We start from the raw sequence: 12,084 nt of genomic DNA on the forward strand, positions 1-12,084 counted from the left end.
CCCCGCGCACCCCTACGGCGCGAGTGGTCACCCACCTTCGTGAGGGGGACGGGGTCGGGGCGTGGGGTGTGTTTCGGGCGTAAACGACCGAACTCGCGCGAAGCGCGGTGAACGAGAGCCCGAAGGCCCCCCACCGGAGACCCCGGCACCCGACCCCCACGGCGCACCACACCGGGCGCCCACCCCGGGCAACGGCACCGCACCGCACCGCAGCCGAGGAGCCCACCACGCAACGGCCCGCGCAGCGGCACCGCGCCCGAATCCGTAAATCCTGCCCGAACTCGGGCAGATTCCTGGCATCCGACCCGGCCGAATGCTTAACCTCCCGTGCATGACAAACGGTCCCGCGCCCGACCCCATCACTCCCGACCCGACCGCGCCCCGCCTCACCACCCACCATCCCACCGCGTCCCCTTCGGCCGTCCCCGGCGCCGCCCGCCGCCCTCTGGGGAAAGCCGTGTGGGTCGCGCTCGGGATCGTGTACGTCGTCTGGGGGTCCACGTACCTCGGGATCCGGGTCGTCGTGGAGACCATGCCGCCCTTCCTGTCCGCCGGCGCGCGGTTCGTCGTCGCCGGGCTGCTCCTCGCCGCGTTCCTCGTGTGGCGGCACGGGCCGGGCGTCCTGAGGGTGAACCGGCCGGCGGAGCTCGGCTCCGCGGCCCTCGTCGGGCTGCTGCTGCTCGTCGGCGGGAACGGCCTCGTCGTGCTCGCCGAGACATCCGTGCCCTCCGGTCTGGCCGCCCTGCTGATCGCCGTCGTGCCCGCCTGGGTCGTGATCCTGCGGACGGTGGCCGGCGAGCGCCCGGGCGCGGGGGCCTACGCCGGCGTGCTGCTGGGGCTGGCGGGGCTGGCCGTCCTCACTCTCCCCGGGCTCAGTGGCGAGACGCGCCTCGGTGGTGTCCTCACCGTGATCGTGGCCGCGTTCCTGTGGGCGCTCGGCTCGTTCTCGTCGTCGCGGATCCCGATGCCCTCCAACCCGTTCACGGCCAGCGTGTACGAGATGGTCGCGGGCGGTGCCGGCTGCCTCGTGACGGGGCTGGCCCGTGGTGAGCACCACGGCCTGGACGTGGGCGCCTTCTCGGCCCGCTCGTGGACGGCCCTCGGCTACCTCCTCGTCTTCGGCTCGCTGGTCGCGTTCACCGCGTACGCCTGGCTTCTGCAGTCGGCCCCGCTCTCGCTGGTCGCGACGTACGCGTACGTCAACCCCGTCGTCGCCGTCGTTCTCGGCGCGCTGGTGCTCGGCGAATCGCTGACCTGGGCCATCGTCCTCGGCGGCGGAGTCGTCGTCGCCGGCGTGTGCCTGATCGTCCGGACGGAGAGTACGGAACGGCGCAACTGACGCTCCCCACCACTCCATCCCGGACAAACGACCGCCCTGCCTCCCGGCCCTACCGTGTGAGCAGAGAGAACCCACCTCCGCACAGTTTCGAAAGGGCCGGGATCGCAATGACTGCCACCGCCTTCTGGCTCGCCGGCCGCCAGGCCACCGGCGAGACCACCTTCGACGTCACCTCCCCCTGGGACGGCCGCCTCGTCGGCCAGGTCAGCGTGCCCACGGAGGCGCAGGTCGAGGAGGCCGTGGCCGCAGCCCACGCGGTTGTGGACGAGTTCGCCGCGTCCCCGGCGCACGTCCGTGCCGCCGCCCTCGACCACGTGTCGAAGCGGCTCGCCGAGCGCACCGAGGAGATCGCCCAGCTGATCTCCGCCGAGAACGGCAAGCCCATCAAGTGGGCCCGCGGCGAGGTCGGCCGCGCCGTATCGGTGTTCCGGTTCGCCGCCGAGGAGGCGCGGCGCTTCAACGGCGGCGAGGCCCAGCGCCTCGACACCGACGCCGGCGGCCAGGGCCGTCTCGCCCTCACCCGCCGCTTCCCCAAGGGCGTCGTCCTCGGCATCGCGCCGTTCAACTTCCCGCTGAACCTGTGCGCCCACAAGGTCGCCCCGGCCATCGCCGTCGGCGCGCCCATCATCCTCAAGCCCGCCCCGGCGACCCCGCTCTCCGGCCTGATCCTCGGTGAGCTGCTCGCCGAGACGGACCTGCCGACCGGCTCCTGGTCGATCCTGCCGGTCACCAACGACCGCATGCCCGCCCTGGTCCAGGACGAGCGCCTGCCGGTCATCTCCTTCACCGGCTCGGACAAGGTCGGCTACGCCATCCAGGAGTCGGTGCCGCACAAGCACTGCACCCTGGAGCTCGGCGGCAACGCCGCGGCCGTCGTCCTCGCCGACTGGGCGTCGGAGGAGGACCTGGACTGGGCGGCGACCCGCATCGCCACCTTCTCCAACTACCAGGGCGGCCAGTCCTGCATCTCCGTCCAGCGTGTGATCGCCGACGCCTCCGTGTACGACCGGCTCGTCCCGAAGGTCGTCGCCGCCGTCGAGGCGCAGGGCACCGGTGACCCGTCCGACGACACCACCGACGTCGGCCCGCTGGTCAGCGAGGACGCCGCCAAGCGCGTCGAGACCTGGGTGGACGAGGCCGTCAAGGCCGGCGCCACACTGCTGACCGGCGGCAAGCGGGAGGGTGCGACCTACGCCCCGACCGTCCTCGCGGACCTGCCCGCCGACACCACCCTCGCCTGCGAGGAGGTCTTCGGCCCGGTCCTGACCCTGCACAGGGTGGACGGCGAGGCCGCGGCCTTCGCCGAGGTCAACAACTCGAAGTTCGGCCTCCAGACGGGCGTGTTCACGCACGACCTGCAGACCGCCTTCCGCGCCCACCGCGCGCTGGAGGTCGGCGGCGTGATCGTCGGCGACGTCCCTTCCTACCGCGCCGACCAGATGCCGTACGGCGGCGTCAAGCAGTCCGGCGTCGGCCGCGAGGGCGTGCGCTACGCGATGGACGACTACACGTACGAGCGGGTGCTGGTCCTCACGGGCCTCGCCCTGTAGCCCGTACGGCTCAGACCGGCGGCCGGAGCCCACTGTGCGGGGGCTCCGGCCGTCTCCTTGCCTTCCCGTTCTGCCCTGCCTTCGCCGGGCAGGGACCGGCGAGAAGTACCGGAAGCGCTGCGGGACGTGCAGTCCGCCCAGTCGGGCCGGTTCAAGATGTTCAGCGCCCGTGGGGCGGGATGGGACCCGGTCACCGAACGCGGCGGCCGCCAGCTCTCTCGGTTCCGGCCCGCCAGCCGCGCGCCGCACGGGGAAGAGAAGTTCGGCGAACTGTGCCCGAAGACTTTTCCGTGATGCGGCTCCAGGGCCCGAGCCGATACCACAGCAGTTTCGTCGGCGTCGCCTCGTTGGGCGACCCGTAGTGATCGAGGGGCTTCTCGCCGACCTTCTTCGGTGCTTCGGGCCACTGTTCGATGGCCGACCGCGCTTGCTCCGGAGGCACCGACTGGCGCGGCCCCAGCTCTGCCCCGGAAACTCCCTGCCTTTCAGGCGCCGGGCGCGGGACCGGCTGGTAGCCAAAGCGCCCATCCTCTTGTGGGTGGGTCCACGGCCACCTGGCCCTTGATCGTCTTCACACACATTCATGATCACGGTGGTCGTTCAGCTGCCCGCCGGTACACCCGCCGATCAAGGCAACCCCCTTGACGGCCAAGAACCGCAGCTGCCGTGTCTGCCTGCCCGGCGGTCCGGGAGGTAGCTTGGTGGAGAAGGCCCCTCGAAGGAGGGCGATTCGATGCCGTGGTTCGTATGGTTGCTCGCCGCCGCGGCGCTGGGTGCCGCGGAGTTCTTCACCCTGACGCTGGTCTTCGGGTTGCTCGCGGGCGCTGCGTTGGTTGCCGCCGTAGTCGCTGGTGTGGGCATCGGCGTTGTAGGCCAGCTCGTGGCCTTCGGAGCGGCGGCGGCAGCGGGTCTCGTCATCGTCCGTCCCATCGCGCAGCGGCATACGGCACAGCAACCCATCACGCGCGAGGGCAGCGACGCGCTGATCGGCAAGCGGGCTGAGGTCCTGCAGGAGGTCACCGCGACCCGGGGCCTGATCAAACTCTCCGGCGAAGAGTGGTCCGCCCGTGCCCTCGACGAAAGCCATGTGATCCCGGTGGGAGCGCTGGTGGATGTCATGGAGATCGAAGGCGCCACGGCCATCGTCCACCCCCGCGAACTCCTTCCGTGAACGGCTGAACCCAGCAATGGAGGCACCGTGGATCCAGTTGTCATCCCCATTCTCGTGGCGGCCATTGTCGTCGTCTTCCTCGTGGCCTCCACTGTGCGGATCGTCCCGCAGGCGCGCCGTTACAACATCGAGCGGTTCGGCCGATATCGCCGGACACTGCAGCCCGGCCTGAACTTGGTCCTGCCGGTGGCGGACCGCATCAACACCAAACTCGACGTGCGCGAGCAGGTCTATTCGTCCGACCCCAGGCCGGTGATCACCGAGGACAACCTCGTGGTGAATATCGACACCGTGCTCTACTACCAGATCACTGACCCGCGGGCGGCGGCCTACGAGGTCGCTGATTACCTGCAGGCGATCGATCAGCTCACCGTGACCACCCTGCGGAACGTCATCGGCAGCATGGACCTGGAGGAGACGCTCACCTCGCGTGAGGAGATCAACTCCCGGCTCCGCGCCGTCCTCGACGATGCCACCGGCAAGTGGGGCATCCGGGTCAACCGCGTCGAGATCAAGGCCATTGATCCACCGCACACCATCAAAGAGGCGATGGAGAAGCAGATGCGGGCCGAGCGTGACAAGCGCGCGGCCATCCTGCACGCCGAAGGGGAGCGACAAGCCAAGATCCTTACCGCGGAAGGCACGAAGCAGAAGGACATCCTGGAGGCACAGGGCACGCAACAGGCCATGATCTTGCGGGCGGATGGCGAGGCAAAGGCGGTGGAGCTCGTCTTTCAGGCCGTCCATCGCAACAATGCCGATCCGAAGATCCTGGCCTACAAGTACCTTGAGACGCTTCCGCACCTGGCGAGCAGCGACAACAACACGTTCTGGGTGATCCCGGGGGAGCTGACCGAGGCCGTTCGGACCGTCACCAGCGCGTTCGGTGATCAGTCGGCGGCGGGCCCCTCCCAACCCGCACAGCCTGAGGAAGCCGCGACCGCCGACGCTGACGAGACGTCGGACGAAGGCCGGACTCCGGCGCTTGAGGCAGGCTCGGCAGTTTCGCTCGACGCTGCCACGGCTGCGGACGAGGCCGTGAAGCAGGCCGACGCCGCGGTGAGCGACGCCAAGGCGGAGGCCGCGGCTGCGAAGTCGCCCCAGGTGCCGCGCCGGGGGCGGACGTCCGGCGATTGAGCCCACCCTCGCTGCGACCGTCGCGCAGGCTGTCGCCGCGCGGCTCGCCGCCGAAGGCATCCCCGTGTACCGGGCCCGCCGGCCCGGCAACACCGAGCTGGGGAACACCGCCCGACACGGAACCGACGAATACCGCGGCATGGCGCAGAAGGGCCCGGCGGCCCGCCGCCGGGCATTCGCCTTGTCCGGTCGCTGGAGCTGTTCTCGGCCGTGGGTCTCCCACGGGAACACGGCCGGTCGGGGTTACGGGGAGATGCGCACACATGAGCCTGCAGGTCAGAGGCGGTGTGAGGAAGCCGCTGTGCGGGGGCTCCGGCCGTCTTTCCCGTATGCCTACGTGACGCAGCGCGACCGCTCCACACGGATGGGCGGCGGCGTAACGTGGACGGAGAGGCCCGAGAGACTCCGGGGAGACGTGGTGGCGTCCCTACAGGTGCAAGCGCGAACCGGCGACCAGACGGGCGTGGACGAATCGGCTGTCGAGCGCCTGGGTGTGGGGCTGCGCGGCGGGCTGCTCCGCCCGGGAGATCATGCGTACGAGCAGGCGCGTGCGGTCTGGAACGGCCAGATCGACCACCGGCCCGCGCTGATCGCCCGCTGCTCCGGAGCGGCCGACGTCCTGCAGGCCGTCGCCTTCGCCCGTGAGCACGACCTGCTGGTGTCGGTGCGAGGAGGCGGGCACAACATCGCGGGCAAAGCGGTGTGCCCCGGCGGCCTGGGAACTGGACCGAGCCACGCAGGCATCGGGCCTGGCCACGACGGCCGGCGTCGTCACGCACACGGGTGTCGCCGGGCTCACCTTGGGCGGTGGTGTGGGTCGGCTGGCCCGGAGGTACGGCCTCTCCTGCGACAACCTGCGGGCCGCGGAGGTCGTCACCGCCGACGGCCGGGTGGTGAGAGCGGACGAGTCCGACAACGCCGACCTCTTTTGGGGTCTACGGGGCGCCGGAGCCAACTTCGGGGTCACCACGTCCTTCGAGTTCCAGCTCCACCGCGTGGGCCCCGAAGTGCTCGGAGGCGTCGTCGTCCACCCCCTGAAGAAGGCCAAGGCCGCGCTGAGGTTCTACGGCGAGTACTCCCTGTCGGCTCCCGACGAGCTGTCGGCCGACGCGATCTTCCTGACTTCACCCGATGGCGACCCATTGCTCGCCATCTCCGTGTGTTACATCGGGTCGATGGAGGAGGGCGAGCGTGTGCTGCGACCACTCCGGCGGTTCGGCCCTCCGCTGGTCGACGGGATCGGCCCGGTGGCGTATACGGAACTGCAGGCCGCGGCCGACGCCTTCTTCCCCATCGGCCTCCGCTACTACTGGAAGTCCCATTTCCTGGAACGGATCGCCGACGACACCGTGGAGGCCACGGTGGACCACTTCGCCCGCGCCCCGTCCCCCAGGTCCCTCATCGTCTTCCAGCAATACGGCGGTGCCGTCGGCCGCGTCGACCCATCCGCCACGGCCTTCCGCCCCCGGAACGCGCAGTATGACAACTTCGCTGCGTCCATCTGGACCGACCCCGACCCCGGGGAACTCCGGACGCAGAGGCAGTGGGTCCGGCGGTGGTGGGACGCGATGAGCCCCTTCTCTCTGGGAGCCGAATACGTGAACAACCTGGGAGAAGAGGGGGAGGAGCGCGTGCGGGCGGCTTACGGCGGGAACCATGAGCGGCTCGTGTCTCTCAAGAACACGTACGATCCCGACAACTTCTTCCACCTGAACGCGAACATCCGGCCCAGCAGGCGGTGATACCCAACAGTGCGTCGTCTCCGGGTCACAGCACGAGGAGCGTCCTGCGATCACAATGCGCGTCAGGTTGGCACCGGCCCGCCGAGGCGCCCCCGGTCGGCGCCCTGGTGGAGCGAGGAGTTCCGCCGGGTGCGGCGCCGTGACGCGTGGTCCCGGGCTCCCACGGGAAACACCGATGGCCGATCACGCGGGTGGCCGCGGCCTGCGGCCGGACGCGTGAAGATGCGGGCCGCAGCGCCGAGCATTGGCGCAGGTGAGAGAGAAGCCGCAGGTCAGGGGGCGTCGTGGGGACACCGCTGTACGGGGGCTCCGGCCGTCTTTTATCACCCACCGGAATCGGGTAATACGGACGGGTAGCACCGGTCGGCACCACCACCGGCCGGCCGCCCCCGACTCCGCGGCGAGGTGAGCCCCCATGTCCGGCCCCCACCACAAGCCCAAAGTCTCCGAGCGAGAAGCCCGCCAGGTCGCCGAGGCGGCCCGCGAGCAGGACTGGCGCAAGCCCAGCTTCGCCAAGGAGCTGTTCCTCGGCCGCTTCCGCCTCGACCTGATCCACCCGCACCCGCTGCCGCCCTCCCAGGACGCGCAGCGCGGCGAGGAGTTCCTCGCGAAACTCCGCGACTTCTGCGAGACGAAGATCGACGGCGCGCTGATCGAGCGCGAGGCCCGCATCCCCGACGCGGTGATCGACGGCCTCAAGGAGCTCGGCGCCCTCGGCATGAAGATCGACCCCAAGTACGGCGGGCTCGGCCTCACCCAGGTGTACTACAACAAGGCCCTGGCCCTCGTCGGCTCCGTGAGCCCGGCCGTCGGCGCGCTGCTCTCCGCCCATCAGTCGATCGGCGTACCGCAGCCGCTGAAGATCTTCGGCACCCCCGAGCAGAAGGAAACCTTTCTGCCGAGGTTGGCCCGCACCGACATCTCCGCCTTCCTGCTCACCGAGCCGGACGTGGGCTCCGACCCGGCCCGCCTCGCCACCACCGCCGTACCGGACGGTGACGACTACGTCCTGGACGGCGTGAAGCTGTGGACCACCAACGGCGTCGTCGCCGACCTGCTCGTCGTCATGGCCCGCGTACCGAAGTCCGAGGGGCACAAGGGCGGCATCACCGCGTTCGTCGTCGAGGCGCAGTCGCCCGGCGTCACCGTCGAGAACCGCAACGCCTTCATGGGGCTGCGCGGCCTGGAGAACGGCGTCACCCGCTTCCACCAGGTACGCGTCCCCGCCGCGAACCGCATCGGCCCCGAGGGCGCCGGCCTCAAGATCGCGCTGACCACCCTCAACACCGGGCGCCTGTCGCTGCCCGCCATGTGCGTCGGGGCCGGCAAGTGGTGCCTGAAGATCGCCCGCGAGTGGTCCGCCGTCCGCGAGCAGTGGGGCAAGCCGGTCGCCCACCACGAAGCCGTCGGCGCGAAGATCTCCTTCATCGCCGCCACCACCTTCGCCCTCGAAGCGGTGGTGGACCTGTCCAGCCAGATGGCCGACGAGGACCGCAACGACATCCGCATCGAGGCGGCCCTGGCCAAGCTGTACGGCTCCGAGATGGCCTGGCTCATGGCGGACGAGCTGGTCCAGATCCGCGGCGGACGCGGCTTCGAGACCGCCGAGTCGCTGGCCGCCCGGGGCGAACGCGCGGTCCCCGCCGAGCAGCTGCTGCGCGATCTGCGCATCAACCGCATCTTCGAGGGCTCGACCGAGATCATGCACCTGCTGATCGCCCGTGAGGCCGTCGACGCCCACCTCGCCGTCGCCGGCGACATCATCGACCCCGACAAGACGCTCGGCGACAAGGCCAGGGCAGGCGTCCGGGCGGGCGCCTTCTACGCCCGCTGGCTGCCCAAACTGGTCGCCGGACCCGGCCGGCTCCCGCGCTCGTACGCCGAGTTCCACCCGGCCGGGCACCCCGACCTGTCGACGCACCTGCGCTACGTCGAACGCACCGCCCGCAAGCTGGCCCGCTCCACGTTCTACGCCATGTCCCGCTGGCAGGGCCGCATGGAGACCAAGCAGGGTTTCCTCGGCCGGATCGTCGACATCGGCGCCGAGCTCTTCGCGATGAGCGCCGCCTGCGTACGGGCGGAGCTGCTGCGCACGACCGAGGACCACGGCCGCGAGGCGTACCAGCTGGCGGACGCCTTCTGCCGCCAGTCCCGCATCCGCGTCGAGGAGCTGTTCGGCCGGCTCTGGCACAACACCGACGACCTGGACCGCACGGTCGTCAAGGGCGTGCTGTCCGGCACGTACACCTGGCTGGAGGAAGGCGTCCTCGACCCCAGCGGCGACGGCCCCTGGATCGCCGACGCCACCCCGGGCCCGTCCACCCGCGAGAACGTCCACCGTCCCATCCGCTGAGCACGGGCGCGCGGGGCGGCGAAGCTGTACGGACACACCGGGCACGTCGCCCCGGCGCCCACCGTCCCGGCGCCGGCGGCGACCGCCCGCCCCGGGACTCGGGGCGCCTGTCCGGGGAGTACTGGTCCTGGCACTCGGGGGATGCGGCAAGAATGGGGGCATGAGCGACAGTCCAGCCCCCCTCGCAGACCCGCACATCGCCTTCGATCCGGCCGAAGGCCGCCGGGACATCGTCGTCCTCGGCTCCACCGGGTCCATCGGTACCCAGGCCATCGACCTGGTCCTGCGCAACCCCGACCGCTTCCGCGTCACCGCCCTGTCCGCCGCCGGCGGGCGGGCCGGGCTGCTGGCCGAGCAGGCGCGCCGGCTGCGGGTGCGCACGGTGGCCGTGGCGCGCGAGGAGGCGGTGCCCGCGCTGCGGGCCGCGCTGAGGGAGCAGTACGGCTCGGATCCGCTGCCCGAGATCCTCGCCGGGCCCGACGCGGCCACCGAGCTGGCGGCCTCCGACTGCCACACCGTGCTCAACGGCATCACCGGCTCCATCGGACTCGCTCCGACCCTGGCCGCCCTCGAAGCGGGCCGCACCCTCGCCCTCGCCAACAAGGAGTCGCTGATCGTCGGCGGCCCGCTGGTGAAGGCGGTCGCCAAGCCGGGCCAGATCATCCCGGTCGACTCCGAGCACGCCGCGCTCTTCCAGGCGCTGGCCGCCGGCACCCGCGCCGACGTCCGCAAGCTGGTCGTCACCGCCTCCGGCGGCCCCTTCCGCGGCCGTACGAAGGCGGAGCTGGCGCACGTCACCCGGGAGGACGCCCTCGCGCACCCCACCTGGGCCATGGGGCCGGTGATCACGGTGAACAGCGCCACTCTGGTCAACAAGGGACTTGAGGTCATCGAGGCGCACCTGCTCTACGACATTCCCTTCGACCGCATTGAGGTCGTCGTCCATCCCCAGTCGTATGTTCATTCAATGGTGGAATTCACGGACGGCTCGACTCTCGCCCAGGCGACCCCGCCCGACATGCGCGGCCCGATCGCCATCGGGCTCGGCTGGCCGGAGCGGGTGCCCGACGCCGCCCCCGCCTTCGACTGGTCCACCGCCTCCACCTGGGAGTTCTTCCCCCTCGACACCGAGGCGTTCCCGTCCGTCGGCCTCGCCCGGCACGTCGGGGAACTGGGCGGCACCGCCCCGGCCGTCTTCAACGCGGCCAACGAGGAGTGCGTGGAGGCGTTCCTCGCCGGCCGGCTGCCCTTCACCGGGATCATGGACACGGTCACAGCGGTCGTCGCGGAGCACGGCGTACCGGACACGGGAACCTCACTCACCGTCCCGGACGTCCTGGAGGCGGAGACCTGGGCCCGTGCCCGGGCCCGTGAGATGGCGGCACGGTTCAGCGAAGGACGATCCGCGGAGGCGCGCGCATGACGATTCTGTTGACCATCCTCGGCGTCGCGCTGTTCGCCGTCGGACTGCTCATCTCCATCGCCTGGCACGAGCTCGGCCACCTCTCCACGGCCAAGCTCTTCGGCATCCGGGTACCGCAGTACATGGTCGGCTTCGGCCCGACCATCTGGTCCCGGCAGAAGGGCGAGACGGAGTACGGCATCAAGGCCATCCCCGCCGGCGGTTACATCCGCATGATCGGGATGTTCCCGCCCGGCGACGACGGCCGGATCGAGGCCCGCTCCACCTCGCCGTTCCGCGGCATGATCGAGGACGCCCGCTCGGCGGCGTTCGAGGAGCTCCGGCCGGGCGACGAGAACCGGCTGTTCTACACGCGCAAGCCGTGGAAACGCGTCATCGTGATGTTCGCGGGCCCCTTCATGAACCTGGTGCTCGCCGTCGCGATCTTCCTCGGCGTCGCGATGACCTTCGGCATGCAGACCCAGACGACCGAGGTCGCCGGGGTCCAGAAGTGCGTCATCGAGCAGAGCGAGAAGCGGGACACGTGCGCCAAGGGCGACCCGGTCTCGCCCGGCTACGCCGCCGGTCTGAAGGAGGGCGACAAGATCGTCGCCTTCAACGGTGAGCGCGTGCACGACTGGCCCACCCTCTCCGACCGCATCCGCGCCACCGTCGGACCGGCCAGCCTCACCGTCGTACGTGACGGCGAGGAGGTCGTCCTGCACCCCACGCTCATCGAGAACACCGTGGTCAAGAAGGACGCCGACGGCGAGGTCGTCCCGGAGGACTACGTCAAGGCCGGCTACCTGGGCTTCGCCTCCCGGACCGAGATCACGCCGCTCACCCTGGGTCAGTCCGTCGACCGCATGGGCGACATGATCGAGAGCGGTGTCGACTCCATCGTCGCGCTGCCCTCCAAGATCCCCGACCTGTGGAACGCGGCCTTCGGCGACGGCGAACGCAAGTCCGACTCCCCGGTGGGCGTGATCGGTGCCGCGCGCATCAGTGGCGAGGTGATGAACCTGGACATCCCGACGCAGAACATCGTCGCGTCGTTCCTGATGCTCCTGGCCACCTTCAACCTCTCGCTCTTCCTGTTCAACATGCTGCCGCTGCTGCCGCTGGACGGCGGGCACATCGCGGGCGCGCTGTGGGAGTCCGTACGCCGCACCGTGGCGAAGGTCTTCCGGCGCCCGGACCCCGGCCCGTTCGACGTGGCCAAGCTGATGCCGGTGGCGTACGTGGTGGCCGGCATCTTCATCTGCTTCACGCTGCTCGTGCTCGTGGCGGACATCGTGAACCCGGTGAAGATCACCTAGTTCGACCGGGCGGCGCGCAGGTGAACGACGGCGGCCGGACGCCCGGTGGTGTCCGGCCGCTCGGCCCCGGG

Annotated in this window: 9 protein-coding genes and 1 pseudogene; 9 read left to right on the forward strand and 1 reads right to left on the reverse strand. The window is 70.6% G+C overall.

Annotated elements, in window-relative coordinates; translation table 11 throughout:
• Positions 1-331 precede the first annotated feature (331 nt).
• From ABZZ38_RS23690 to ABZZ38_RS23705, 4 genes are all read left to right on the forward strand, one after another.
• On the forward strand, positions 332-1,339 hold the full coding sequence (locus ABZZ38_RS23690; RefSeq protein ID WP_356743240.1) for an EamA family transporter: 1,008 nt from the start codon (positions 332-334) through the stop codon (positions 1,337-1,339).
• A gap of 107 nt (positions 1,340-1,446) precedes the next feature.
• Positions 1,447-2,889 (forward strand): aldehyde dehydrogenase family protein, encoded by a 1,443-nt coding sequence (locus ABZZ38_RS23695; RefSeq protein WP_356743244.1) that lies wholly within the window; start codon positions 1,447-1,449, stop codon positions 2,887-2,889.
• A 733-nt stretch (positions 2,890-3,622) separates the two neighbouring features.
• Positions 3,623-4,060, forward strand: coding sequence for an NfeD family protein (locus tag ABZZ38_RS23700; protein ID WP_356743246.1), 438 nt, complete (start codon positions 3,623-3,625; stop codon positions 4,058-4,060).
• A gap of 27 nt (positions 4,061-4,087) precedes the next feature.
• Entirely contained in the window at positions 4,088-5,197 is a 1,110-nt protein-coding gene (locus ABZZ38_RS23705) for an SPFH domain-containing protein (RefSeq protein WP_356743249.1), read from the forward strand.
• Between the two features lie 427 nt (positions 5,198-5,624).
• Here the strand turns inward: ABZZ38_RS23705 and ABZZ38_RS23710 are convergent, their stop codons facing one another.
• Positions 5,625-5,972: a hypothetical protein gene (locus ABZZ38_RS23710; RefSeq protein WP_356743355.1), complete on the reverse strand. Its 348-nt coding sequence runs from the start codon at positions 5,970-5,972 to the stop codon at positions 5,625-5,627.
• Here ABZZ38_RS23710 and ABZZ38_RS23715 point away from each other — a divergent pair.
• From ABZZ38_RS23715 to ABZZ38_RS23735, 5 genes and pseudogenes are all read left to right on the forward strand, one after another.
• A pseudogene (locus ABZZ38_RS23715) lies at positions 5,947-6,039 on the forward strand (hypothetical protein); the annotation flags it as partial. The gene ABZZ38_RS23710 and the pseudogene ABZZ38_RS23715 sit on opposite strands and share 26 nt — an antisense overlap.
• Positions 6,040-6,090: 51 nt before the next feature.
• Positions 6,091-6,939, forward strand: coding sequence for a BBE domain-containing protein (locus ABZZ38_RS23720; RefSeq protein ID WP_356743353.1), 849 nt, complete (start codon positions 6,091-6,093; stop codon positions 6,937-6,939).
• A gap of 415 nt (positions 6,940-7,354) precedes the next feature.
• Positions 7,355-9,292, forward strand: a complete 1,938-nt coding sequence (locus ABZZ38_RS23725; protein WP_356743252.1) for an acyl-CoA dehydrogenase family protein — start codon at positions 7,355-7,357, stop codon at positions 9,290-9,292.
• Between the two features lie 160 nt (positions 9,293-9,452).
• On the forward strand, positions 9,453-10,715 hold the full coding sequence (dxr, locus tag ABZZ38_RS23730; RefSeq protein WP_356743254.1) for a 1-deoxy-D-xylulose-5-phosphate reductoisomerase: 1,263 nt from the start codon (positions 9,453-9,455) through the stop codon (positions 10,713-10,715).
• Complete coding sequence (locus ABZZ38_RS23735; RefSeq protein WP_356743256.1) at positions 10,712-12,013, forward strand: site-2 protease family protein; 1,302 nt, start codon at positions 10,712-10,714, stop codon at positions 12,011-12,013. Before dxr ends, ABZZ38_RS23735 begins: the two co-directional genes overlap by 4 nt.
• Positions 12,014-12,084: the final 71 nt, after the last annotated feature.

This window comes from Streptomyces sp. NPDC006368 (assembly GCF_040612535.1).
GTDB lineage: Bacteria > Actinomycetota > Actinomycetes > Streptomycetales > Streptomycetaceae > Streptomyces.

Bases quoted from the DNA above. Each gene is read 5' to 3' on its own strand.
- ABZZ38_RS23690 (WP_356743240.1), top strand. From the start codon at position 332: ATGACAAACGGTCCCGCGCCCGACCCCATCACTCCCGACCCGACCGCG.
- ABZZ38_RS23695 (WP_356743244.1), top strand. From the start codon at position 1,447: ATGACTGCCACCGCCTTCTGGCTCGCCGGCCGCCAGGCCACCGGCGAG.
- ABZZ38_RS23735 (WP_356743256.1), top strand. From the start codon at position 10,712: ATGACGATTCTGTTGACCATCCTCGGCGTCGCGCTGTTCGCCGTCGGA.
- ABZZ38_RS23700 (WP_356743246.1), top strand. From the start codon at position 3,623: ATGCCGTGGTTCGTATGGTTGCTCGCCGCCGCGGCGCTGGGTGCCGCG.
- dxr (WP_356743254.1), top strand. From the start codon at position 9,453: ATGAGCGACAGTCCAGCCCCCCTCGCAGACCCGCACATCGCCTTCGAT.
- ABZZ38_RS23725 (WP_356743252.1), top strand. From the start codon at position 7,355: ATGTCCGGCCCCCACCACAAGCCCAAAGTCTCCGAGCGAGAAGCCCGC.